Source organism: Streptomyces xingningensis (assembly GCF_054957865.1).
The window spans coordinates 1-23957 of sequence record NZ_JBDJPF010000071.1; the positions used below are offsets into that span (position 1 = coordinate 1).

A 23957-nucleotide genomic window follows, 5' to 3' on the forward strand; every position below is an offset into this window, starting at 1 on the left:
CCAGGTCTTGGGAACCGACGTCACGCATGGGCCCGGATTAACCAACAGGGTCCGGGAGGGGTCCGGGCCCCGCACCGGGCCGGGCGGCACCGCTTGAATGATCAAAATGGCAGGGGGTTAGCATGTGAGCGCCGCCTAGCTCGAAAGAGAAGCCTGTGACTGTCAATGAGGACTCGTTCACCAGCTGGAAGAACCGCGAGGAGATCGCGGAGTCAATGATCCCGATCATCGGGAAGCTGCACCGGGAGCGGGACGTCACGGTCCTGCTGCACAGCCGCTCCCTGGTGAACAAGTCGGTGGTCAGCATCCTCAAAACCCACCGGTTCGCCCGGCAGATCGCCGGTGAGGAACTCTCGGTCACCGAGACGCTGCCGTTCCTGCAGGCTCTCACCACGCTCGATCTCGGCCCTTCCCAGATCGACATCGGCATGCTCGCGGCGACATACCGGACCGACGACCGCGGTCTCCCGGTGGAGGAGTTCACCGCCGGGGCCGTCGCCGGTGCCACGGGCGCCAACAAGATCGAGCGCCGCGAGCCGCGCGATGTCGTCCTCTACGGGTTCGGCCGCATCGGCCGCCTCCTCGCCCGCCTGCTCATCGAGAAGGCCGGCTCCGGCAACGGCCTGCGGCTGCGCGCCATCGTCGTCCGCGAGGGCGCCGGCCGGGCCGCCGAGGATCTCGTCAAGCGCGCCTCGCTGCTGCGCCGTGACTCCATACACGGCCAGTTCCAGGGCACGATCACCGTCGACGAGGCGAACGGCAAGCTCATCGCCAACGGCAACGAGATCAAGGTGATCTACTCCGACGACCCGACGTCGGTGGACTACCCGGCGTACGGCATCAAGGACGCCATCCTCATCGACAACACCGGCAAGTGGCGCGACCGCGAGGGCCTGTCGAAGCACCTCCGCCCCGGCATCGCCAAGGTCGTCCTGACCGCGCCGGGCAAGGGCGACATCCCCAACGTCGTCCATGGCGTCAACCACGACGCGATCAAGCCGGACGAGCAGATCCTGTCCTGCGCGTCCTGCACCACCAACGCGATCGTCCCGCCGCTGAAGGCGATGGCGGACGAGTACGGCGTCCTGCGCGGCCATGTGGAGGCCGTCCACTCGTTCACCAACGACCAGAACCTGCTGGACAATTACCACAGCTCCGACCGCCGCGGCCGCTCGGCGCCGCTCAACATGGTCATCACCGAGACCGGCGCCGCCTCCGCCGTCGCCAAGGCGCTGCCCGACCTCAAGGCGCCGATCAGCGGCAGCTCGATCCGCGTCCCGGTGCCGGACGTCTCGATCGCGATCCTCAGCCTGCAGCTCGCGCGCGAGACCACCCGTGAGGAGGTCCTCGACTACCTCCGCAATGTGTCGCTGGCCTCGCCGCTCAAGCGCCAGATCGACTTCATCAGCGCCCCCGACGCCGTCTCGAGCGATTTCATCGGCTCGCGCCACGCCTCGATCGTCGACGCCGGTGCCACCAAGGTCGAGGGCGACAACGCGATCCTCTACCTCTGGTACGACAACGAGTTCGGCTACTCCTGCCAGGTCATCCGCGTTGTCCAGCACGTCTCCGGAGTGGAGTACCCGACCTACCCGACCCCGGTGGTCTGATCCCGGCGGACTGCCCGGTCCGGAGCCTGAATATGGCCTTATGCCAGGATCTGCCTATGGATCATGCCGACATCATTCCCATGCAGCTGTCCCACCTGGACGGCGTTCTGAACCTCGGATACCGCGCATACGACGTGGACGCGATGCCGTACACCTCGTGGTCGCTGTCCGCGGTCGCCGTGCACTGGGACGCGCAGCCGGAAGCATGCTGGGTCGCCGTGGACGACGAGGGCCTGCTCGGCTTTGTACTCGGATCGCTCTCCTATGACGAGCGCGAGGACTGGGGCTATCTCGAGTGGATCGCGCTGGACGAGCGCGCGCGGGGCAAGGGCGTCGCGAGCGCGCTCGTGGAGCGGTGTTGCGACGCCCTCTTCGCGGCCGGCGCCTCCCGGATCATCACCGATGTGGAAGCCGGCAACCAGGCGTCGGCGTCCTTGATGCGCCGCAACGGATTCACCGAGGGCGTCACCGTGACCCTGTTCGTACGGACCGATCCCGGCAAGTCCGCTCCGGCGGCCACCCACCCCGCGCGCGACCCGGCCCGGGCCCGGCTGCGCCGCGCCGCCCGCGCCACCGGCACCCGCTGACCCCGCGTTGGGCATCCCGGGCCGGGGCCGCCGAGGATTCCCCCGGCGGGTGCTGGGCAGAGATCCCTCCGGCACGCGGCGACCCGTTGGGAGGGCACAGTGGTCACGGACCGGCACGCGCACGCGATGACGTACACCGACGCCGATGCCGTGCGCCACTACGAGAAGGCGCTCGACAGCCTGCTCTTCTTCCGCGAGGAGGTGACCACGGAGGCCGGGGCGGTGCTCGGCACCTCGCCCCGGTCCGCCATGGGCAACGTCCTCCGCGCCTACCTCGGCCTGCTGGGCACGGAAGAAACGGACGCGGCCGGGGCGGCCACCGCATTCGAGGCGTACCGCCGCAACGTGCCCGTGACCGATCTGACCCCGCGAGAGCGCATGCACGTCGAGGCCGCCTCCTCCTGGCTGGACGGCGACATGCACCGGGCCGGCCGCATCCTCGCCGAGCTCGTCGTGGCATACCCGAAGGACGCCTTGGCTCTCGCGGCAGGCCACCAGATCGACTTCTTCACCGGCAACGCCACGCTGCTGCGCGACCGCATCGGCGGCGCACTGTCCGCCTGGGACCAGGACGATCCGCATTACGGCCTGCTCCAGGGCATGTACGCGTTCGGCCTGGAGGAGGCCGGCCACTACACCCGGGCCGAGCACATGGGCCTTCAGGCCGTGGAACGCAATGCGCGCGACGTCTGGGGCATCCATGCCGTCGTGCACGCCTACGAGATGCAGGGACGGCACGAGGACGGCATCCGTTTCCTCGATGCCCGCACGGACGACTGGTCGACCGGCAACTACCTCACCGTGCACAACTGGTGGCACTACGCCCTGTACGTCCTGGAGACGGGCCGCACGGACAAGGTCCTGGCCGTCTACGACGCCGCCGTGCACCACGACGACTCGGCCGGGGCGGCGATGGAACTCCTGGACGCCGCATCGCTGTTGTGGCGGCTGTACCTCGCCGGCACCGACACCGGCCCCCGCTGGCCCGTACTGGCCGATGCCTGGGCACGGCGCCACGACGGCGCCCACTACGCCTTCAACGACGTCCACGCCGTCATGGCCTACGTCGGGGCCGACCGCATCTCCGACGCCGAACGGCTCATCCACGACCGGGAGACCTGGCTACGAGATGCCGATCCGGGGCTCTCCAACGTCCCGATGACCGCCGAGATCGGGCTGCCGGTGAGCCGGGCCCTCGTGGCGTACGGGCAGTGCCGCTACGCCGACGCGGTCGACCTGCTGCTGCCCCTGCGACGCCGCCTCCACGCCTTCGGCGGCAGCCACGCCCAACGCGACGCCCTGCAGAAGACCCTGGTCGAGGCGGCCCTGCACGCCGGACACCACGACCTTGCCCGCACACTGCTGAGCGAACGCAGCAACCTGCGCCCCCGGTGCCCCTACGACCGGAACGCCTGGGCCCGCCTCGCGCAGCGCACCGTCCGGCGGTGATGCCTCGCCCGGCTCATGCTGCTTCCGCCGAGCCGGACGGCCGCCCGGGACGGGCCGGTGTGTAGGGACCGGGGCGGCGCATGACCTGGACGGTGCCCCGGATGACGGCCTCCTTGAGGCGCGCCGCGGTGCGGCCGGTCAGCACGGACTCGACCGGGCTGTCGTCGGGCCGGGCGAACTGGATGAGACCGTCGGACCGGCCGAGGCTGATGTTCTGCCCGGCGTAGCGCAGCCGCAGGGGCCGGGGATCGCGCCCGGTCAGCAAGGCGACGATGCCGTCCGCCGCCTGCAGGCCCATCGGCAGAGCGGTCTGGCAGGACATCCGCGAGTTCTTTGCGCCGGGTCCCTGCGCCGCGGCCGCGAGCTCGGCACCTTCGTCGGGTTCCCCATGCACTCCCGCAGCATTGCAGATGCATCAAGGTGAGCGCGCTTCGGGCGCCTGTTCGGCGCACCCGGGATGCCCGCCCGGCGTGCGCCGGATAGGTGTCGTCCATGAGCATCGAGCGCACGGCACGCAAGGACGCCCGGCGGGCCGTTCTGACGGCGGTTCTGATCCTGGCCATGGCCCTGGGCGCCGGTACGGCGTGGCCGGTGGTCACCGCCCGCGCGGCGGGCGCGTGCACCGCGGGCACCGGACCGTACCAATGGCAGCTGGAGGAGTATCTGCACCGGCCCCCGGACGGCCGCCAGTCCGTCGCCGACTGCGAGGCCATCGCCGCCTTCCAGCGCCGGGAGGGCGTGCGCCCGGCGGACGGATACGCGGGGCTGGCCACCTATCGGGCGATGCTGGTGGCGCAGGCTCGTGGCAACCCCAATGCCGCCGGGAAGTGCCCGGCCCCCGACCGCCTGATGGCCTGTGTGGACCTCGACCGGCAGCTGATGTGGGTGCAGCGCGGGCGCGGGATCAGATACGGACCGGTCGCGGTGCGCACCGGCAGGCTGGGTCAGGAGACCCGCACCGGATCGCACAAGGTCTACTGGAAGCACAAGGACCACGTCTCCACCCTCTACGCCAACGCCCCCATGCCCTATGCCCAGTTCTTCTCGGGCGGCCAGGCGTTTCACGGCCACCCGGGGGAGCTGTACGACGGCGGTGGATCGGCCGGCTGCGTCAACCTGACCGTCGCCGACGCCCAGCGGCTGTGGGATGTGCTGCACGTCGGCGACGACGTCTATGTGTGGGGACGCAAACCGGGCACCTGACGGCGCGGCGCATCAAGAGATCATCGGCTGATCGGGGCAGTCGCCCGGCGCGTCGGTGCCCCCGGACCACCCCGCTTGACCAGGATCGGCCCTGATGTCGAAATGTCGGCAAAGCGACCATGTGAGGGCGTAGTGAACGAAGGCCCGGTTCCCCCTCCCGGCGCCCGTCGGCCCAGGCGCGCCGCCTGGCTGCGGCGCGCGCTGCTCGGTGCCGTGTGCGCCGCCACCGTCGTCGGCCGGTTCGCCGCACCGGCGGTGGCGGCACCTCTGCCCGGCGGCCTCGGCCCCTGTGTGCCGGGCAACTGCCCCACCACCTATCCCGCCGTCGGCAATGGGCCGATCGCCGGCCGCGACAACGGCATCAACATCTTCGTCGGCGGCGACTTCCGGGTGAGCGGAGCCGCGGCGGAGGCCGAGGGCCGCGTCGTCACCCTCGGCTCCTTCGACCTGCACAAGACCTCCGGCGGATCCCTCTACAACCTGGGCCTGGTGGGCGTCGGTTCACGCGTCCCGCCGCCCGCGGGAGCGGACTGGCTGACCACGGGCGGTGCGGTCACCGTCGCCCCGGGCCAGCGCCTGGACGTCACCGGCGGAGTGGTCCGGCACGCCGGGCCCGCCTCCGGCACCATCATCGGCCGCAGCGTCCTGGACCCTGCCGCCACCCGCCCGTACACCGCGCTCCGCGACCAGCTCACCGCCGCCGGCCGCTGTTACGCCCACGGCGCCGACGGCAAGGGCCGCGCCGCCACCGGGACAGCGCGCAACAACGGCCAGGAGACCCTGTTCACCGGCGACGGGACCGCCAAGCTCCAGGTCTTCAATGTCGACTTCGACATCGTCGGCCGGGGCGGCGGTCAGGAGGGAGTCCGATTCACCGGCATCCCCGCCGGTGCCACGATCCTGGTCAACCTCACCGGAAACGCCCGTGTCATCAACACCTTCAGCGGCGGTATCGCCGACACCGACCCGCTCAACAAGCTGCGTGAGCACCTGCTGTGGAATGTCCCCGATGCCACGCACGTCGAGTTCAAGGGCACCGGGCAGTTCCAGGGCAGCATCCTGATCGGCAACCGGGGCAGCGACACCACCGTCACCATGCCGGGCATCAACGGGCGGTTCTTCACCGCCGGATCCCTGACCCACACCTCCGCCGCGAGCGGGGGCGGCGGCCAGGAGTTCCATGCCTACCCCTTCACCGGCAGTCTCCCCGACTGCACCGTCCCCCCGGTCCCGACCGGTCAGGTCTCGGTGGTCAAGACCGACGCCGGGACCGGAAAACACCTGCCGGGCGCCCGCTTCCAGCTGTGGCACGAGACCAATGGCGCCCCCGGACTCCAGACCACCGGAACACATCCCGACACCAAGGCCGGTGGTGTGTGCACCACCGATGCCCAGGGCGTCTGCCGGGCCACCGTGCCGCCGGGCACCTACTACTGGCAGGAGACCCAGGCCCCCACGGGCTATGACCTCCCCGCCCACAACGTCTTCGGGCCGCTCGTCCTCACCCGCGACAACGCCGCCCGGGGCGTCACCGTCACCGCCCCCGACACCCGGCCCAAGACACCCCACGGCACCATCCGGCTGACCAAGCTGGACTCCCGGACCGGACGGCCGCTCCAGGGCGCGGTCTTCGAACTATGGCGTGAGACCAATGGCCACCCGGGGCTGCAGACCAGCGGCAGCAGCCATGACACCAGGGTCGGCCCGGGCTGCGCCACGGACCGCCAGGGGCACTGCACCTTCCCCGATCTCCCGCTGGGCACTTACTACTTGAGGGAGACCGCCGTGCCCGAGGGCTACCGCAAACCGGCCGGCCCGGTCCTGGGCCCCTACACCCTCTCCGCCGGGAACGCCGGGGCGGGCATCACCGTCACGGCGAAGAACACTCCCGGCGAGCCGGGCAAGAAGGGCGGCCCGGCCGGGCGCCGCCCACGGACAGCAGTTCCGGGGTGGCGCTGAAGCGGTGAACCGGCCGGAGCCCGTCTCGTTCGCACCGGCCACCCTGATCGTGGCCGGGATCACCTGGAACGTCCTGTCGCCGCAGCAATACTGGGGCGATCCCATGCTGGCCGCTTCCGTCGTGGTGGCCGGAGCACTGCTTTCGCTACCGCACACCTTCGCCGCCGGAGCGGCCATCGTCCTGGTCGAGCTGGCACTGACGGTCAAGGACGGCTACTTCGGCCATGTCGTCGGCGTACTCACCCTGACCAACGCGGTGTTCACCGCACTCGTCGGCCTCGGTGTGAACCGGGTGATCGCCCGCCATGGGCGCCGTCTGGAGGCGATGCGTTCCGTCGCGGAGGCCGCCCAGCGTGCCGTACTGCCCGAGCCACCGGCGCGGATCGGTGCGCTGGCCATCGCCGCCGTCTACCAGGCGGCCCAGATCGAGGCGCTGATCGGCGGGGATGCGTATGCCGTGCAGGACACGCCGTACGGCACCAGGCTGCTGATCGCGGATGTCCGCGGCAAGGGGCTGGGCGCGGTCGGCGTGGTGTCCGTACTGCTGGGCACCTTCCGGGAGGCGGCCGACCGGGCGCCCGACCTGGTGGTGCTGGCCGAGCACTTGGAGCGCGCACTCCTCAAGGAGGCCGCGCGGCGCGAGGAGGACATCCGGATGGAGGGGTTTGTCACCGCGCTGCTCGGTGAGATCACCCCGGACGCGGAGCGGATGCGGCTGCTGAACTGCGGCCACCCCTCGCCGTATCTCCTGGTGGACGACACGGTGCGCGCTCTGGAGCCGGGCGAGCCGGGTCTTCCCCTGGCCATGAGCGGCCTGGGGGCGCCACAAGCGAGGCCCGAGGACTGGCCGTTCCCGGCCGGCGGCACGCTGCTGCTGGTCACCGATGGTGTGACGGAAGCCCGGGACCCTGCCGGGGTCTTCTACACGCCGGAGAGCGGGCTCGTCGGCCGGGGCCCGTTCCGGCGACCGGACGAGGCGATCGAAGCCCTGGTCCGGGATGTCGAGCACTGGACCGGCGGGCCACGCGATGACGACATGGCGATCCTGGCGATCACCCGGAGCGTCGGTGGCCCCGGCCCTCATCGCCCGGCCCTGAACGCTCGGCCCTGAACTCCGTGGCCGACAGCGCCGGATAGAGGGCGGCGGCCGCCAGCTGCAGGGCGGCGATGCCCAGCAGGAGCAGCGGCGGTGGCAGGGCGGCCACTCCCGCGATGGCACCACCACCGGCGGCCGCCGAGATCTTCAGGCCCGCGCCCAGCATGAAGACCTGGGCCCGGGCCCCCGGTGGGGCGTGCTCGGCCCGGATGCGCAGGGTCGCGCTCAGCAGCGGGCCGTCGCACAGCCCGGCGAGGGCGAAGAACGGTACGCAGGCCATGAGCGAGGGGGCGAGTGCGGCGGCTCCCAGGGCGAGGCCGCTGCCCAGCATCGCAAGGGCAGCCAACCGCTGGGCCGTCAGCGGGGGTTGATGCCGGGTCAGGACCAGCGAGCCGGCGAGCGCGCCCAGCGCGAAGACGGTCGTCAGCAGGCCTGCGGCGGCCGGGCGGCCGTGGTGGTCGGCGAGCAGCACCGTGGTGGTGGTCAGCCCGCCGAGGCCGGTGAAGGCCAGACAGGTGCAGGCCGTGATCGCCCGCAACTCGGGTATGCGCCACAGCGCCACGGCTCCCGTGGCGAGGCCGGTGGGTACCCGAGTACGCACCGCACCGGACGCCGTGGAATCCGCACCGGCCCGCCGGACCCGCCCCAGCGGGAGCAGGGCGGCCAGCGCCGTGGCGGCGGCCGCCGCGCCGCCCAGGAGCACCATGGCGACGGCGGCCGGGGCCACTTGGGCCACCACGCTCACCAGGGCGGGTCCGGCCACCGCCGCGGCGTTGTAGGCCGTCGCGTCCCCCGCGCAGGCGCGGTCGCGCCGGGCGCCGGGCGGAGCCAGCAGGGCCACCAGCCGGGACAGGCCGCCGGAGACCACCGGTCCGCAGCTCCCGCCGGCCGCGGCCACCGCCAGGGTCACCACCACCGGCGCACGGCCGATGAGCCCGGCCAGTGCCGTGATCGCCACGGCGGACCCGCCCAGCGCGCAGGCATGGAACAGGCGGGGCCGCCGGGCCCGTTCGGCGAGGACGCCGAGCACGGGCGCGGCGGCCACATGCGGCACCATCCACGCGGAGAGGACGAAGGCTCCCTGGGCCGGGGAGCCCGTGCGGTGCAGTGCCACCAGCACCGCCGCCACGGCCATCCCCTCATCCGCCAGCCGGGCGAGGAACGCCGTGGCCAGGCAACGCCGCAGCCCCGTGGGCGAGTTCATGCTCACCTCCACTGTAACGTCTTGAAGAAATAAGGCGTTACGCTAGCATGGGGGCGGCCGGGAACGAGAGGGGACGAGCCATGGGTGACGCAGCGCCGCAGCAGGGATTCCAGCCGGGCCGACGGCTGATCGACATCGCCAACGCGGTCCGGGCGTCCCCCGCCCCGTCCCGGGCCGAACTGGCCGAGCTGCTCGCCCGTCACGGGGAGCATCCGCGCGACCTCACCGAGCGGGAGTTCTCGGAGGCCGACGCCGAGAGGCTGCGGGTCGCCGCCGGGCGCATCGTCCGGGTCCTCGTCGAGACCGACGCCGACCGGGCCGCTCTCGCCCTCAACGCGCTGCTGGCGGAATGCGGCGCCCGTCCCCGGCTGTCGCGGCACCACGGCCATGCCTGGCACCTGCATGTCGACCGGGGCGAAGACGCCTCCTGGGCCGACTGGTTCCTCGCCTCCGGCGCCCTGGCGCTGGCCCAGATCCTGACCGAGTACGGCCGGGTCACCTGGGGGGAGTGCGCCGCGGCCGGCTGCGTCACTCTCTACCTCGGCACCGGGCCGGGGAGCGCCCGCCGCTACTGCTCCCCGGCCTGCGCCTCACGCGAGCGCGTCGCGGCCCACCGCCGTCGCAGAAGGTGACTCGCCAGGCGACTCGGGCGCGGCCAGCAGATGGCCGCGCAGGGCCGCCAGCGCAGGGCCGCCGAGACCGGCCGCGGCCGCGTAGCCGGCCGGGCCGTCATGACGGTCCCGCAGTTCCCGGAGGAACAACAGCATGGCCTCGCGCGGGGTCGCCACCAGATGGGCCGGGGGAATCTCCGCCGCCGAACCAGTGGCGCGCAGCCAGGAGTTGTACCGTTCCTCCGCCACGGAGCTGAGCGCATAGTCGTCGGCTATGGTCTCCTCGGCCACCCCGAGGAGCCCCAGGAGCAGCGCGGCCAGCACGCCGGTACGGTCCCGCCCGGCGTGACAGTGCAGCACCGCCGGGGCGTTGCGGGCATCGGCCAGCAGTCGCAGGGCCGCCCCGAAGGAGGCATTGCTCCGCTCGGCCGTGCGCAGACAGCGGTCCGCGACAAACCGGATGAGCCCGCGCTCCGGGTCGTACTCCCGCCAGGCCAGGCCGAGGTGGGCCGGGAGGCTGTGGCAGGAGACGCCCGCCCCGTCGGGCACCCACCCGCCCCGTTGGCGTTCCCCGGCGCGGCGCAGGTCGATGACCGTACGGACGCCCAGCGCCGCAAAGGCCGTCCGCCCCTCGGGAGTGAGCCCGTCCAGCCGGTCCGACCGGTACACCCGGCGCCGGCGGACCGTCCGTCCGCCATGGCCCGGATAGCCGCCCAGATCACGGAAGTTGAAGGTACCCGGAAGGTTCACGAACCGGGTGGGCAGCGCCGGAGTCACAGCGGCCACACCACCGGCGTCAGCGGATGGTCGAACGGGCGGTTGACACGCAGCCCCTGGAGGGCACCGGTCAGCCGCTGCGGTGTCCCGGTGTAGAGCGCGTCCGCCTGGAACAGGACGACCGTGTACGCCCAGCGGGGCCGGTCCGTGGTGTTGGGCGGCGCACCGTGGACGACCAGGCAGTGGTGCACGGTCGCGTCCCCGGCCCGCAGATGCAGCGGTGGCGACTGCTCGCACTCCGCCGACAGCTCCGGATACTGGACGACCAGATCGTTGTCCGGTTCGGACAGCGCCCGCCCCAACAGCCCCATCCGGTGCGATCCGGAGAGAAAGCACAGGGTGCCGCGCTCGGGAGGGGTGTCCTCGAGCGCGATCCAGAGGGTGAGCTGTCCCGAGCGGTCCCGGGACGCATACGGGAAGTCCTGGTGCCAGGGGGTGCGGATGCCTTCGCCCTGGCCTGTGGGCATCTTGACGATGAGTTCATCGCGCAGAAACCGCACCGGCCGGTCGCGCAGCAGCCGGGAGCCGAGCCTGCCGAGCCCGGGGGAGGTGGCGAACGAGCGCAGGAAGTCGCTGTCCCTGGACGGCTCGTCGAGGGTCCGCCACAGCGACCGGAAGTGCTCGCCGCTGGACCGCTTGGCCCGCTCGGCACCGGCGCCCATCAACTTCCCCGCCTCGGCGCGCAGTCGGCGCACCAGGGGCGGCGGCACCAGACCGCCCAGCCACGCCCAGCCGTGCTCCCGGAAGAAGGCGGTCTCAGCGTCCGTCACCGGTCGCGCGGTGGCCGTCGTCGGCTGCTCCACCGCTCTCTCCCTCCAGCAGCGAGTCGGCCAGGAAGTCGGTCCAGTCCTCGGCGGGGGTGTGCGGGCGCATAAAGGACGCGGCCCGCACATCCCGGTACATGCGGCCCAGCGGATGCCCCGAGGCATAGCTGCTGCCGCCGCACAACTGCATCGCGTGGTCCACCACCTCGTGCGCCGAGCGCTCCACGACGATGCCCGCCGCCACGCACTCCCTCAGCAACTCCCGGCCCAGCGCCACCGGCAGCGATCTGGGCGCGGCTCCGGTGACCTCACGGTCGAGCGTGCCGAGCAGGGATCCGAGGGCACCGGAGGCCGCCGTCATGCGCACTTCCAGCTCGGCCAGCAGGGTCTTGGTGCCCGCGGAGTGGCCGTCCGGGAGTTCGCCGCGGGTCCTGAGTCCGGCGAGGGCGGCCGACCTGGCGGCCTGCGCGATGCCGAGGTACACGCCCAGCAGCGGCCCGGAGGACGCCGCCCGGCCCTCCAGCCCGAGCGGATCGCGCCGCCCCCACGGTCCGCGCATGGCGATCGCGGCCTGCGGGACGACGACATCGGTGAACAGCAGCCTGCCGCTGCCCGATCCGCGCAGCCCCAGCCCGTTCCAGTCGTCGAGCACCCGCACTCCCGGGGCCGCCAGCGGGATCATCACGGAGCCCTGCATCGGGCCGTCCGCCGTCTCGGCCCGGACGCGGCTGTAGAAGTGGGTGGCCGCGGGGGAGAGGGAGGCCAGGACCTTGCGTCCGGTGATGCGCCAGCCCTCGGCGCAGGGCACCGCGGTGGTGGTGAGCTGCCATGACTGGACGCCCGGCTCGGCCACCGAGGAGCAGACGGTCATCCGCCGGGCGCCGATCTCCCGCAGCCAGGCACTCTCCTTGCCATGGGCCGCGGGCGGCGTATGGCGCACCGTGCGGGCGTAGTACCAGGTGAGCGCGAGATGCATATAGACGGCGACGGCCACCGAGGCGTCGGCCGCACCGAGCAGCACGGCGATCGCGGCGAGATCGCGCAGCGACCGCACCCCGTACCCGCCGTCCTCGGCCGGCACGCAGGCGGCCAACACCCCTGCCTCGGCGAGGCGGTTGACGCTCTCCCGGGCGAAGCGGGCGTCCCGGTCGTTGTCGGCCGCCTGCCCGGCGAGGAACGGTGCCAGCTCGGCGACCGCCGCACAGGCCCGTTCTCCGGCCGGGGTGACGGGGCCGAGCAGATTTTGACGGTCCGTCAATGGTGTGATTCCCCTTCTGCTTCGATGAGTGCGGGTGCCATGGGTGCGGGGCGATCGGGAGGCCGCCAAGGGGACACCGCATCGGGCCTGCCCAGCGACCTGGCCAGGGCCGCGACCGCCGGACCGAGCGCCCCGTCCGGCAGTTCGGGTTCCACGGACAGCACCCGGGTGCCCGCCGACCCGGTCAGATACCGCACGTCCTGCCACACCGGCACCGGTGCGTCGACCGTGACCAGGCGCGACGGCCGGGTGTCCGGGGCCGGGACGGGTGGCCCCGGGATCCGCACCGAGTGCGAGGGGTGACGGCGCACCACCTCGCGGAAGGACTCCTCGACCGCCGCCGACGGGATCCCGAACAGCTCGGGAAGGCCTTCCTGGACGGCGCGTTGGAAGAGGTACACCGGGAAGTGCGGCAGGCCGGCGCGCAGTCCCAGGCCAGAGGCATGGCGCGGGTTGAGCTCGGTGGCCAGGACGCCGCGCTCGGTGAGGATCCCGTCGACACTGAACATGCCCCGGTATCCGGCGTTCTCGGCCAGGTGGGCCCCGGCCCGGCGGGCGTGCCCGCGCAGTTCGGCGGCGGCCCGCGGGCCGGGGCGCCAGCGGGTGGAGGAGCCGCAGAAGGTGAGCGTGGCGGTGCGGGTGTCCGCCACCGTGACGATCTCGATGGGGTCAAACACCGCGACGCCGTCGGCGAGCACCATGGCGAGCACACTGCACGGGGTGCCGGAGACGAACTCGGCCATCCGCACCCGCTCGGTCCGGCCCCGCATCCACTGGAGCGCGGCCTCCCGTTCCCCGGCCGACCTGACCCAACGCAGCCCCGTGGCATCGCCGCGGAAGCCGGTGGAGGCGTCCATCGCCAGCACCACGCCCAGGCCGGCGTCGAGGGCCGAGACGGTGTCGCGCAGGCCGGGGTCGTCCAGCGGCAGCACGGCGCAGCGCGGTGCGGGCACTCCGGTGCGCGACCACAGCGCGTCGATCCGGGTCTTGTCCTCCCAGGCGGCCCACCGCGACCGGCGCCGGCCGTGCACCGGGCGGCCCGCGACGGCAGTGGCATGGGTGAAGGTGCTGCCGAGCACCGCATGAGTGCGCCCCGGGTCGAACTCGTCGAGCCAGTGGGCGAATCGGGGCGGTGGGTCGTGCAGCCAGCGGTCGAACGCATCCCGGGAGAGCGCCGGACCGTGCCGCGAGCAGTCCCACACCCGGGGCACCGGTGGGGCGTCGGGGGCGGGGGCGGCTCCGGTGACGACGGCCGACACCCGGGCCCCGACCCGGGACAGCTCCTCGAACAGGGTGCGGGCGGCTCCGTCGAAGACGGAGAGCAGCACGATCACCTCGCGCCCGGTCCAGTGCGCCGACAGGGCGTCCAGCACCCTGGCCGAAAGGTCCCGGGGGGTCATCGGCCCGCTCCGGTGAGGGAGTCGACCGCGTCGATCAGAGCGGTGATGTCCTCGTGTGTGGTGTAGGCGGCGATCCCGGCCCGTACCGCGTCCGGATCGGCGGGGGAGAGCGCGCGCAGGGCCGGGGCGGAGTAGAACGTCCCGTGCCACACCGCGATCCCCGCCCGGGCGAGCCGTTCCGCCACGGCCCGGGCCGGAACTCCGGTCACCTGGAAGCAGATCACGGGCACCCGGGGCACTCCGCTGCCGGGCCCCAGCACCCGGACCGCCGGATTGGCCTCCAGCGCCTTCAGCAGCCGCCCGGCGAGTTCCTCCTCGCCGGCCGGGACGTCGCCGGCCGGGATGTCGCCCGCCGTGCCGGGGTGCGCCGTGGCGCCGAAGTGCCGCCAGCCCAGCAGGACTTCGGCGGCCACTCCGGTGCCCAGGACCGCCTCGAAGCCGGTGGTGCCCAGCTGGAGCCGCCCGGGCAGCCCGGTGCCGGCCGAGTCGGCCTGTTCCGGCAGGTGCGCCGCCGCGGCCGTTTCGTCCGTCAGCCACAGGGCCCCGCAATGCGGTCCGTACCACTTGTATGCGGAGGTCACCAGGGCGTCGCAGCCCCACCGTCCGACCTCCACCCGGCGGTGCGGAACCGCCTGGACGGCGTCCACGAACACCCGGGCGCCCACGGCCCGGGCGAGCTCGGTGACGGCCGGGATGTCACACAGGGTGCCCAGGGCGTTGGAGGCGGCGGTGACCGCGATCCACCGGGTCCGCCCGGTGACCAGCCCGGCCAGCTCCGGTACGGACAGTTCGCCGGACGGCGAGATCCGGGCCATCCGCAGGGTGGCGCCCCGGGCGCGGGCCCAGGCGGCCCAGGGCCGGATGTTCGCCTCGTGGTTGAGCTCGGTGCACACCACCTCGTCGCCCGGCCCGAGGTCCGCGGCCCGGGAGCGCAGGAACAGGGCCGTCAGGGTCGTCATATTGGGGCCGAAGACGACCTGGCCCGAGCCCGCCCCGAGCAGTGCGCGCAGCCGGGAGGCGGACCAGTCGACCAGGGCGTCGGAGTACCGGCTCGCCGGGAACGCCCCGTGGTCGTTGGCCACGTGCTCGCTGCCCAGATAGGCGCTCATCGCCCGGCACACCGCGCCATGCGTCAGGGTCCCGCCGGGAGCGTCGAAGCGGTGCAGCCCGGGCCGCAGGCCGGGGAACTGCGCGGCCATCGGCAGCGCCAGCAGCTCCGGCAGCGGACGGCCCAGCAGGGTCAGCGGATCGTTCACCGGACCCCCGCTCCGCCCTGGGGCTCGAAGGGCACCTGGCCGTGGTCCGGCTCGGCGCGCTCGGCATCCGGGCGGGGGCGCGGAAGCCGCACCAGCACCCGCTTCAACCAGCGGTCGGTGCCGTCGTAGCGGGCCCGGAAGGGCGCCCGGCCGTGTACCGCGATGTCGTTGTCGATCAGCAGGACGTCGCCCGGGGCGAGCGGTACGTCCTCGCCGCACTCCTCCAGCCCGCGGCCCAGCGCGGCATAGGCCGCCCGAAAGCACGGATCGGGTGCCAGGAAGCGGGAGTAGGCGGGGTCGTAGCGCAGGCAGGCGCCGTCCTCCGCGTACCAGACCGTGGCGGTGCCCGGCCGCCGGGCCCGGTGGGGGACGGGGCCCGGCGCCTGCGGATAGGAGTCGTCGGGGCCGATCGCCACCAACCGCCGCCGGAGCACCGCCAGTTCCCCGGGCGCCAGGCCGGTGCGCCGGACCGAGGCGACCCGGCAGGGGTGGGCGTCCTCGTTGCGGACACAGCCGAGCAGGACCAGCTCGGCCCGTCGCGGATGGAAGGCGTCCTCGGTGTGCCAGAGCAGCTCGGCCGTGCTGCTGGCACCGACCTGCTGTCGTTCGCAGCCGCGGCTCGGCAGGATGTTGTGCACCAGCCGCCCGTCCTGCTGGCCCGGCCAGCCGAAGACGCGGCCGGCCCAGGCCGCGAGCAGCACCAGGGCGATGTCCAGCGCACGGGTGCGATCCGAACGGCCGCCGCGCCAGTCGGCCGGGGTGGGGCCCGGGTCGTCGAAGCCGCCCAGCAGCCCGGGCGCCGTGCTCCGGCCGGTGGTGCGGTCGGGCGGCCGGAGCACCGGTGCGAGCACGGTGGCCAGCTCGGCGGGCACCTCGGCCAGGTGGTCCGGGAACAGGGCGTCGGCGTGTGCCCCCGCGTCGGCGAGCGCGCGGGCGGTGGCGGCCAGGCGGTCCCGGGCCACCGAGGTCTGCGCCTGGTCGGCCGTGCGGGTCGGGTCATGTGGCGGCATGCTGACTCTCTCCAACGAGCAGGGAATTTCTGATCTCCGGGAACCGGGGCGGCGGCTGTCCGGCGCCCGGTGCGCCGGCCGCGTCCAGGACCGTGCTGCACACCGCCGCATGAACGGCCCCGAAGCCATGGGCCGGGTCGCGCCAGCGCTCCGGCAGCAGATGCCGTCCGGCCCGCAGACAGGCGTTGCTGAGCTCGAAGTCCTCGACGATCGCGGCCCGTCGCACCCCGAGCCGGTGCAGCACCAGCGCGGTGACCAGCCCGGTGCGGTCCTTGCCGAGCGAGCAGCCGACGACCACCGGCCGGTCCCCGAGCAGCCCGGTGACCCGGTCGGCGGCGGCCAGCAGCAGCGGCAGCAGCTCCGGGCGGCCGGCGGGGGCGGCACCGGCGGGATCCTGGGGCACGTCCCGCAGTGGGCTGCGGTGCCACCGCCAGCCCCGGTCGACCAGGTCCTCGAGCCCGCCGTCGCGCTCGATCTCGGGATCGGTGCGCAGATCGAGATAGTCGGCGTCGCCGATGACCCGCACCAGCTCGTCCAGGGGGCAGTGCGGCCGGGCCAGGGACGCGGTCCGCAGCAGCCGGCGGGTGCGGAGCACCCGGCCGTCGTCGGTGGGCAGCCCGCCGCAGTCACGGGTGTTGGCCAGGGCACCCGGCAGGATCAGCCGCTCCGCGGCCGGTACGGTCGCCATGGCCGTCACGCCCCGGCGCGCGCGCTGCGCGGGATGCGGGCGGTCGCCGGGGTGAGGTAGTCGTCCCCGCCGAAGACGAGCCGCAGATACTCGGCCGGCTCATACCCGTCGGCGCGCACCCGGTCGGCGTCCACGAAGGTCTGCCGGTTGAAGCCGCTGAGTTCCCGCTCGCTCATGTCCGGGCGCATCCGGTGGTACGGGGTGTAGAGCGTCGGCCGGGCACGGGCTCCCGCGCGGCCGACCGCCTCGATGGTCGCCCTGGCCCCCTCCGGAGTGGTGCCCGGCAACCCCACGATCACAAAGCAGTTGAGCTCGATCCCGAAGCGGTGGCACCAGCCCACCACCCGCTCGAACCGCTCGGTCGTCCGGCGCTTGACCCGGGGCAGCCGGTCGGCGGCGGCCTCCTGGAAGGTCTCCACGCCGACGCTGATCCGTACGCAGCCGGCCGCCCCCATCTCCTCGACCAGCGACTCGTCCAGGTGGTGCAGGGTGGTCGCGCACTTCCAGGGATAGTGGCGCGGCTCCGCGCGCAGCCGGCGGCACAGCTCGCTCACCCAGGGCCGGTCGAGGGTGAACGTCGGCGCGTAGAAGGCCACATACTCGAAGGGGTGTCCGGCGAAGCAGTCCCGGATGTAGCCGACCGCGCGGTCCACGGTGATCCGGCGTTCCCGCAGCCCCTGCATCGGCGGCACATCGCAGAAGTCACAGCCGACCGGGCACCCCCGGGCCACCGGCACCACCAGTTCGCGGCGCTCGGGAATGCCGCAGAACTTGTTCCGGTCCTTGCGGTAGAGCAACTCATAGCTGGCGTAGGGGATTTCCGAGACGTCCGGCAGCACCCACCGGTCGGCCGGGAGCCAGTCGCCGGGCCCGCCGGGGGGCCGCCAGCCGGTGCCGGTGCGCACCGTCACCCCCGGCAGCCCGGCCCCGGCCGGGCGGCCGTCCCCGGCCCAGCGCAGCACGGCCGAGACCCCGGCCTCGTAGTCGCCGCCGCAGACGACCGCGTCCAGGTCCAGCGAGGTGAAGAAGCCCGGGTTCTGGTGGCTCAGACGGCCCACCGTCAGCAACAGCGCCCCGGGCGCCAGCGCGCGGCAGTAGTCGGCGGCCCGGCGGACGCCCTCGACCACATCGAAGTCGTTGACCAGCACCACGGCCTGGTGGCCGCCCTGGAAGACGCGGTCGCCGAACTCCTTCCAGGACTGGTTGAGCGCCCCGCAGTCGACGGCGTCCACTTGGTGGCCGTGCGCCCGCAGATAGGCCGCGACGGTGAACGTGGGGAGGTGATGGCCCGCGTTGAAATAGCTCGGTACATGGGGCGGCCAGGCGACGAGTACCCGCATCGCTCACTCCTTCTCTCGGTCGGCCGGGGGCCCGTGGGCGGTACGGACCAGTGCGGGGACGGCGGACAGCGGGACCACCCGCGCGGGGACGCCGCGCCGGGCGAGCCCGGTGCGCACCCGGCGTACCCGGCGTGCCGAGGTGCCCGGTACCACCGCGACCACCAGCGCGGTGTCCGGGTTGGTGCGGGCGCGGTCGACCACCGTCCACCAACTCCGCCGCCGGAAGCGGGCGATGAGACAGAGCAGCCGCGGCAGATCGTGCCCGGCCCGCACCGGGATCCCGGCGCGGGCCTGGGCGCGCACCCGCGCGGGCAGCGCGTCCCACTGCCCGCGGCGGCCGATCCGCCAGGCCCGGCGCAGCACCCGGTACAGACACCGGGGTGCGGCGGCGTCGAGCAGGACGACGAGCTCGGCGCGGCGGGCCCGCAGCTCGATGGTGGGCAGGTGGTTGCCGTCGATGATCCAGCGGTCGCCCGCGGTGAGCGCGAGCTGCCGCCGCGCCCACACCGCCGGGTCCGGGCGCCGCCAGTGGGCCGCCCAGTAGGCGTCGTCGAGGTGGTGCAGCGGCAGCCCGGTGGCCCGGGCCAGTTCGCGGGCGAGCGTGGTCTTGCCGGAGCCGGGGCAGCCCAGCAGCAGTATCCGCCGGGCGCCCGGGGCGACGGCTTCCGGCGTGGTCATCGCAGGCCGTGGATGAGCAGCGACCGCCGTTCCGGCGCCGGATCCGAGGTCACCGCGCCGACCTGGTGCCAGGAGTTGTCGGCCCGGGCGAGCAGGGCCGAGGCCCCCAGCCGGGGCACCACCTCGGCGGCCACGTCCGAGGGGTGGGCGCTGCGCAGGATCTGCAGACAGCCGCCCCACTCGGGCCGCCAGTCGCGGTTGAAGTAGATGATGTGGCTGAAGAGCTTGTCCGCACGGTCGGTGTGCGGTCCCAGCCAGTCCCCTCGCGCGTGCCGCACCAGGCGGACCTCCACGGCCGAGGCCGGTTGCTGGCCGAGCACCCCGGCGACGGCCGCCCGGTAGCGCGGGGTCAGCGCCTGGGCGAGGAGGTCGTGCCAGAGCCGGGGCAGGGTGTCGTCGGTGAGCCGGCCGGGGCCGGCCAGCACCCGGGAGTAATTGCGGTAACTCTTGCCGTGCGGGCGGGCGGTGGTGTCCAGCCGGGTGTACGCGTCCAGCGGGAAGGCCGCCGCCAGCTCCCGGGCGGCTCCCTCGGGGAACAGCTCGCCCGGCGCGGTGCTCAGCCAGCGGTAGGGGCTGTCGGCACCGCTCCGCCGGGTCCACGGCCCGTCCAGCAGACCGGTGTTCATGACGCCTCCGCCAGTGGGGCGGCGGGCAGCACGGACTCGAGCACCTCGAGGAAGGCGGCCGTGGTGGCCGCGTCGCCGATGGTGAAGCGGAGGCAGCCGGCCAGGCCCAGGAGGCCGGACAGGTCGCGGACGCGGTAGCCGGCGGCGGACAGCCGCAGCGTGCTGCGGGCGGCCAGCTCGGCGGAACCGAGCCGCAGGGTCAGGAAGTTGGCGCCGGTGTCCGGCACCGGCCACCCCCGGCGTCGCAGCCGGGCCGCCGCCTCCTCGCGGGCGGCGACGATGTCGCGCCAGACCGCCTCGAACCGCGCGTGCTGGCGGACCGCGGTGCGGGCGGCCAGCAAGGACGGCCCCGACACGGCCTGTTCGAGCGGACCGGCGGACAGGGTGGCCACCAGTGCGGCGTCGGCCACCACCACGGCGACGCGGGCCCCGGCGAGCGCATGCGATTTGGACAGCGACTGCACCACGACCACCGGCCCGCCGGCCTGTGCCGTCCGCGCCTCCAGCGGGCCGTGGAAGACCTGGTAGCAGCTGTCGACGACCAGCAGATGACCGCGGTCGCGGGCGAGTCCGGCCAGCTCGTCGAGATGGTCCGGCGAAAGACAGCCGCCCGCCGGGCCATTGGGCACGCTCACCGCGACCAGCGCATGGGAGCAGGACCGCGCGGCCCGTACCAGGGCCCGGCCCTGGGCCGCCGGATCCGCCGGGTCGGCGCCGACCCGGTGCAGCCCGAGCCCGAGGAGCAGGGCGCTCTGCTCCCAGGCGATGTAGTTGGGCTCCTGCAGGATGACCGGGCCCGGCGGCGCGGTCCGCGCCCGGTGGTAGCCGGCCAGCAGCCGCAGCGCCGCATCGGACCCGGGAGTGAGCACCATCCGGTCGGCGGAGACACCGAAGCGTTCGGCCAACTGCCCGACCGTCTCGGCGGAGTTCGCATACCGCCGCCACAATTCGGTGGTGAATTGAGGATGGATGGGCGCAAGAATTTCCTCGAGGCCCGGGTGAATGAGCTCATTGCTGCTGAGATTGATTCGCGCGTCGACCGCGCGCCGCTGGAGCGGCAGAAAACGCTCCGGTCGGATTGCCCCGCCCGTCAACGGCAACTACCCCCGTAACAGCCGTTTCAGTCAAGCCATTTGAACTGCCGACTTCAGTAGAGGGCCCCGCCCAAGAGGATGTCAAGCGTTGCCGAAGATTTTACGCTCCGTAGTATTCGCGGGGGTATGTTGAACCCTGGACCGAGTCGACGGCCCCCTGCTAGAGTCGTGAACCGACGAGACCGATCGTTCCTTGAGATCCCACCACAGCCGCTCCGAAAGGGCCGTGAACTCGGTGACGGCAATCGCATCAGGGAAAACCGAAGGCCATTCCGACGAATTGACGGACGATTTCGCACTCCTGGTGGACGGCGGCCGCCCGTTGCACTCCGGCACCATCGCGACGTCCGGATTCAAACACTCCTTGGTGACCGTGGTCGCCGCCGCGGCCGCCGCCCGGGCACCGGTCACGATCGACAACTGCCCGGACATCGTGGAGAGCACGGTGCTCGCCGACATCGTCCGCGGCTGCGGCGGCAGCGCCCAACGGGCCGGGGGAACACTGGAGATCGACTGCACCACGCTCACCGGAACCGGGATCCCGCCGCAGGCCGCGGCCCGCATCCACGGTGCCGTCTACCTCCTCCCGGCCCTGCTGGCCCGGCACGGCAGGGTGACCATGCCGGTGGCCGGCGGCTGCCGGATCGGGGACGGCGAACGCCACCGCCGCCCCGTCGAGCAGTACGCCTCGGTGCTCGCCCGGTTCGGCGCCCGGGTCCGCGTCGGCCCGTCCGGCGAAGTCGTCGCCGAGGCGAGCCGGTTGCGCGGCTGCGCCGTCGACCTGCTCGACTACACCGCCGACCGCCGGCTGATGACCGGACCGCTGTACTCGGGCGCCACCAAGATGGCCCTGCTCACCGCCGCCGTCGCCGAGGGCACCAGCACCTTGCGCCACCCGTATCCCAAACCCGATGTGTCCGATGCGGTGGACGTCCTGCGCGAGCTAGGCGCCGACATCGAGCGGGCGCCGGACGGCACGCTGACCGTGCGCGGCCGGGGGCCCGGGGCGCTGTCCCGCGCCTGCCGCCACAGCCTGGTGCCCGACCTCATCGAAATCGTCACCTGGATCTGCGCCGGTGCCACGGCGGCCGCCGGGCCGCTGCACCTGACCGGGCCCGGCATCGACCGCGCCGTGCGCGCCCTCGCCCCGGAGACCGCGGTCCTGGAGCGCATGGGCATCCAACTCGAGCACACCGGGCACCGGTTGACCGTCACACCCGGCGAGCGGCCGCGGCCGGTGCGGGTGACCGTCGCCTCACACGGGGTGTTCAGCGACAGCCAGCCCTTCCTCGCCCTGCTCGCGGCGCACGCCACCGGCACGTCCGCCTTCACCGAGACCGTCTGGGGCGGCCGCTTCGGCCAGGTGCCCGGACTGGTCCGGCTGGGCGTCGACGCGCGAGTGCACGGCAGAACCCTGCGGGTGCACGGACCGAGCGCCCCGCACCGCCCCGGACAGCGGGTGACCGGCACCGATCTGCGCGCCGCCGCGGTACTGCTGCTCGCGGCGCTCACCGTCCCCGGGCCCACGGTGATCGGGGGAGCCGGTCATCTGGCGCGCGGCTACCCGGATCTGCCGAGGGCGCTGCGCGCCCTGGGCGCCGCCATCACAACAGCCACGACAACCGAGCGGAGTTGTTGACGGCCGTGTCACCACAGCCCGTACTCAAGCATTCCCCCGACGATTTCCTGGTGCGCGAGAATATGGTCGTGCCCTGCACCACCGATGCCACCGGGGCGAAACAGCACTATCTCACCCTGCACAAGTGCGGCTACACCACGATGGAGGCGGTCCGCCTCATCGCGGGCGAACTCGGCATAGCCGGCCGCGAGATCACCTATGGCGGTCTCAAGGACGAGGACGGCATCACCGAACAGCTCATCGCCCTGCCCCACGGCACCCTTTCCGAAACCGCCCGGGAATTCACCGTGACGGCACCGGACGCCCCGTCCCGGTGGCTGTACCTCCGGCACTACGGATACGGCAGCGAACCGCTGCGGATCGGGCGGCTCGAGGGCAATGGATTCGCCATTGTCGTACGCGGACTCGACCGTGCGACGGCGGAGCGACTGGCCGCACTGCGAAAGATCAACCTCTTCTTCCTCAACTATTACGACACCCAGCGGTTCGGCGTTCCCGGCGGCCCCAAACGCACCCATCTGGTGGGCGCCGCCATCCTCGCCGGGGACTGGCACACCGCGCTCGGCGAACTCGCCGCCCTGAACGCCCCGGAGAGCACCGACGCCCGGCGCTGGGACGGGCCGCCCCGCGACTTCTTCACCGCGCTCGACCCCCGGACGACTTCCTTCTACCTGGCCGCGCACGCCTCGCACGGCTGGAACGCGCTCCTCGGCGACCTGGTGTCCCGCACGGCCGGCCGCCGGACCCGGCCGCTGTGCCTGGACGGCCTCGACTACCTCTATGTCACCTCGATCGACGCGGCGATCGACGTCCTGGCCCAGGCCCGTGAACTGCCCTGCACCAGGTACACCTACGACCGGGGCACCCCTGAGGCCCGACAGTCCGCGCGCCCCACCGTCGTACAGACCACCGTCGGCTTCTCCGGCCACCGGCCGGACCGGCGGCTGCCCGGCGGTCACGAGGTGGGTCTCAACTTCTTCCTGCCGTCCGGAAGTTACGCCACCGCCGCGGTACGCCAGCTGTTCACCCCCGGCCTGCTCACCGGCACCGGGAAAGGAGAGCCGCAGTGCTGAACACCGAGGCGCGGTTCGAGCACATCACCGACCCCTTTGTGGTCCACCTGGCCCAGCGGACCCTCACCGCCCCCCAGGTCCGGGCGCTGTATGCGACCGCCCCCCTGCACCGCACCCGCACCATCGCCCGGACCGACCCGGAGCACGAGAAGCAGTACGCGATGAACCTCGCCTACCTGGTACGCCACGGCGAGCGGACCACGGTCGCCACCGAACTGTCCGCCGAGTGGACCGAACTCCTCGACGACCTGCTGAGCGAACCGTTCACCGGCTGGCTCGAACGCGGCACCGGCCTCGCGCTGCGCCGGCTCCCGCTCGACATCGGGGTCTACACCCATGCCGACGGCGACTTCATCTCCGTGCACAAGGACAAGCCCACCAAGGCCGTCACCGCCATCCTCTATCTCAACGAGAACTGGCCGGCCGACGCCGGAGGGCAGTACGAGGCACGGGCCGGCGACGACCCCGACGCCGAACCGGTGCGCCGCATCCCGCCACGCGGCGGGCAGTTCCTCGCCTTCCCGCCCACCGGCACCTCCTGGCACTCGGTCTCCCCGGTCCGGGCCGCCGCGGACACCATCCGGCTCACCGTGCAACTCGAGTTCTGGCACCAGGGACAGCAGGGAAGGGACTGA

23 protein-coding genes are annotated in these 23957 nt (G+C 73.0%); 10 read left to right on the top strand and 13 right to left on the bottom strand.

Annotation, left to right across the window (positions count from 1 at the left end; translation table 11 throughout):
- The first annotated feature begins 155 nt into the window (after positions 1–155).
- From ABCR83_RS27905 to ABCR83_RS27915, 3 genes are all read left to right on the top strand, one after another.
- Positions 156–1610 (top strand): glyceraldehyde-3-phosphate dehydrogenase, encoded by a 1455-nt coding sequence (locus ABCR83_RS27905; RefSeq protein ID WP_462697982.1) that lies wholly within the window; start codon positions 156–158, stop codon positions 1608–1610.
- Positions 1611–1666: 56 nt separating this feature from the next.
- The gene (locus tag ABCR83_RS27910) at positions 1667–2197 is read left to right on the top strand and encodes a GNAT family N-acetyltransferase (protein ID WP_462697983.1); all 531 of its coding nucleotides are present in this window, start codon (positions 1667–1669) and stop codon (positions 2195–2197) included.
- A gap of 126 nt (positions 2198–2323) precedes the next feature.
- Positions 2324–3646 (top strand): tetratricopeptide repeat protein, encoded by a 1323-nt coding sequence (locus tag ABCR83_RS27915; protein WP_462697984.1) that lies wholly within the window; start codon positions 2324–2326, stop codon positions 3644–3646.
- 13 nt (positions 3647–3659) lie between these two features.
- Here the strand turns inward: ABCR83_RS27915 and ABCR83_RS27920 are convergent, their stop codons facing one another.
- Positions 3660–4040: a hypothetical protein gene (locus ABCR83_RS27920; protein WP_462697985.1), complete on the bottom strand. Its 381-nt coding sequence runs from the start codon at positions 4038–4040 to the stop codon at positions 3660–3662.
- A 98-nt stretch (positions 4041–4138) separates the two neighbouring features.
- Here ABCR83_RS27920 and ABCR83_RS27925 point away from each other — a divergent pair, with 98 nt between their 5' ends.
- The 3 genes from ABCR83_RS27925 (at position 4139) to ABCR83_RS27935 (ending at position 7919) form a co-directional block, all read left to right on the top strand.
- Entirely contained in the window at positions 4139–4849 is a 711-nt protein-coding gene (locus ABCR83_RS27925) for a L,D-transpeptidase family protein (protein ID WP_462697986.1), read from the top strand.
- Positions 4850–4981: 132 nt separating this feature from the next.
- Complete coding sequence (locus tag ABCR83_RS27930) at positions 4982–6808, top strand: choice-of-anchor A family protein (protein WP_462697987.1); 1827 nt, start codon at positions 4982–4984, stop codon at positions 6806–6808.
- A gap of 4 nt (positions 6809–6812) precedes the next feature.
- Complete coding sequence (locus tag ABCR83_RS27935) at positions 6813–7919, top strand: PP2C family protein-serine/threonine phosphatase (RefSeq protein WP_462697988.1); 1107 nt, start codon at positions 6813–6815, stop codon at positions 7917–7919.
- Here the strand turns inward: ABCR83_RS27935 and ABCR83_RS27940 are convergent.
- On the bottom strand, positions 7861–9108 hold the full coding sequence (locus tag ABCR83_RS27940) for an MFS transporter (RefSeq protein ID WP_462697989.1): 1248 nt from the start codon (positions 9106–9108) through the stop codon (positions 7861–7863). The two genes, ABCR83_RS27935 and ABCR83_RS27940, sit on opposite strands and share 59 nt — an antisense overlap.
- An 80-nt stretch (positions 9109–9188) precedes the next feature.
- Between ABCR83_RS27940 and ABCR83_RS27945 the strand changes: the two genes are divergently transcribed.
- Positions 9189–9740 (top strand): CGNR zinc finger domain-containing protein, encoded by a 552-nt coding sequence (locus ABCR83_RS27945; RefSeq protein WP_462697990.1) that lies wholly within the window; start codon positions 9189–9191, stop codon positions 9738–9740.
- Here the strand turns inward: ABCR83_RS27945 and ABCR83_RS27950 are convergent.
- The 11 genes from ABCR83_RS27950 to ABCR83_RS28000 are packed head-to-tail and all read right to left on the bottom strand — an operon-like array spanning position 9699 to position 20616.
- The gene (locus ABCR83_RS27950; protein WP_462697991.1) at positions 9699–10505 is read right to left on the bottom strand and encodes a tyrosine-protein phosphatase; all 807 of its coding nucleotides are present in this window, start codon (positions 10503–10505) and stop codon (positions 9699–9701) included. The genes ABCR83_RS27945 and ABCR83_RS27950 overlap by 42 nt on opposite strands.
- Complete coding sequence (locus ABCR83_RS27955) at positions 10493–11299, bottom strand: phytanoyl-CoA dioxygenase family protein (protein WP_462697992.1); 807 nt, start codon at positions 11297–11299, stop codon at positions 10493–10495. Before ABCR83_RS27955 ends, ABCR83_RS27950 begins: the two co-directional genes overlap by 13 nt.
- Positions 11253–12518: an acyl-CoA dehydrogenase family protein gene (locus tag ABCR83_RS27960; protein WP_462697993.1), complete on the bottom strand. Its 1266-nt coding sequence runs from the start codon at positions 12516–12518 to the stop codon at positions 11253–11255. The genes ABCR83_RS27955 and ABCR83_RS27960 overlap by 47 nt, the downstream gene beginning before the upstream one ends.
- Positions 12515–13918: a hypothetical protein gene (locus ABCR83_RS27965; protein WP_462697994.1), complete on the bottom strand. Its 1404-nt coding sequence runs from the start codon at positions 13916–13918 to the stop codon at positions 12515–12517. Before ABCR83_RS27965 ends, ABCR83_RS27960 begins: the two co-directional genes overlap by 4 nt.
- On the bottom strand, positions 13915–15174 hold the full coding sequence (locus ABCR83_RS27970; RefSeq protein WP_462697995.1) for an aminotransferase class V-fold PLP-dependent enzyme: 1260 nt from the start codon (positions 15172–15174) through the stop codon (positions 13915–13917). Before ABCR83_RS27970 ends, ABCR83_RS27965 begins: the two co-directional genes overlap by 4 nt.
- Positions 15171–16184 carry a TauD/TfdA family dioxygenase gene (locus ABCR83_RS27975; RefSeq protein WP_462697996.1) on the bottom strand — a complete coding sequence of 338 codons (1014 nt, stop codon included), beginning with the start codon at positions 16182–16184 and terminating at the stop codon, positions 15171–15173. Before ABCR83_RS27975 ends, ABCR83_RS27970 begins: the two co-directional genes overlap by 4 nt.
- Entirely contained in the window at positions 16171–16872 is a 702-nt protein-coding gene (locus tag ABCR83_RS27980; RefSeq protein WP_462697997.1) for a tyrosine-protein phosphatase, read from the bottom strand. The genes ABCR83_RS27975 and ABCR83_RS27980 overlap by 14 nt, the downstream gene beginning before the upstream one ends.
- Positions 16873–16877: 5 nt before the next feature.
- Positions 16878–18212 (bottom strand): B12-binding domain-containing radical SAM protein, encoded by a 1335-nt coding sequence (locus ABCR83_RS27985; protein ID WP_462697998.1) that lies wholly within the window; start codon positions 18210–18212, stop codon positions 16878–16880.
- Between the two features lie 3 nt (positions 18213–18215).
- Positions 18216–18890 (bottom strand): AAA family ATPase, encoded by a 675-nt coding sequence (locus ABCR83_RS27990; protein ID WP_462697999.1) that lies wholly within the window; start codon positions 18888–18890, stop codon positions 18216–18218.
- Complete coding sequence (locus ABCR83_RS27995; RefSeq protein ID WP_462698000.1) at positions 18887–19516, bottom strand: 2OG-Fe(II) oxygenase family protein; 630 nt, start codon at positions 19514–19516, stop codon at positions 18887–18889. The genes ABCR83_RS27990 and ABCR83_RS27995 overlap by 4 nt, the downstream gene beginning before the upstream one ends.
- Entirely contained in the window at positions 19513–20616 is a 1104-nt protein-coding gene (locus ABCR83_RS28000) for an aminotransferase class I/II-fold pyridoxal phosphate-dependent enzyme (RefSeq protein ID WP_462698001.1), read from the bottom strand. The genes ABCR83_RS27995 and ABCR83_RS28000 overlap by 4 nt, the downstream gene beginning before the upstream one ends.
- A 274-nt stretch (positions 20617–20890) precedes the next feature.
- On the opposite strand from ABCR83_RS28000, the gene ABCR83_RS28005 reads away from it, so the two are divergent.
- The 3 genes from ABCR83_RS28005 to ABCR83_RS28015 are packed head-to-tail and all read left to right on the top strand — an operon-like array spanning position 20891 to position 23957.
- On the top strand, positions 20891–22249 hold the full coding sequence (locus ABCR83_RS28005; protein WP_462698002.1) for a hypothetical protein: 1359 nt from the start codon (positions 20891–20893) through the stop codon (positions 22247–22249).
- 5 nt (positions 22250–22254) lie between these two features.
- On the top strand, positions 22255–23322 hold the full coding sequence (truD, locus tag ABCR83_RS28010; protein WP_462698003.1) for a tRNA pseudouridine(13) synthase TruD: 1068 nt from the start codon (positions 22255–22257) through the stop codon (positions 23320–23322).
- A complete protein-coding gene (locus ABCR83_RS28015; protein WP_462698004.1) occupies positions 23316–23957 on the top strand; it encodes a 2OG-Fe(II) oxygenase in 642 nt (213 codons plus the stop codon). The genes truD and ABCR83_RS28015 overlap by 7 nt, the downstream gene beginning before the upstream one ends.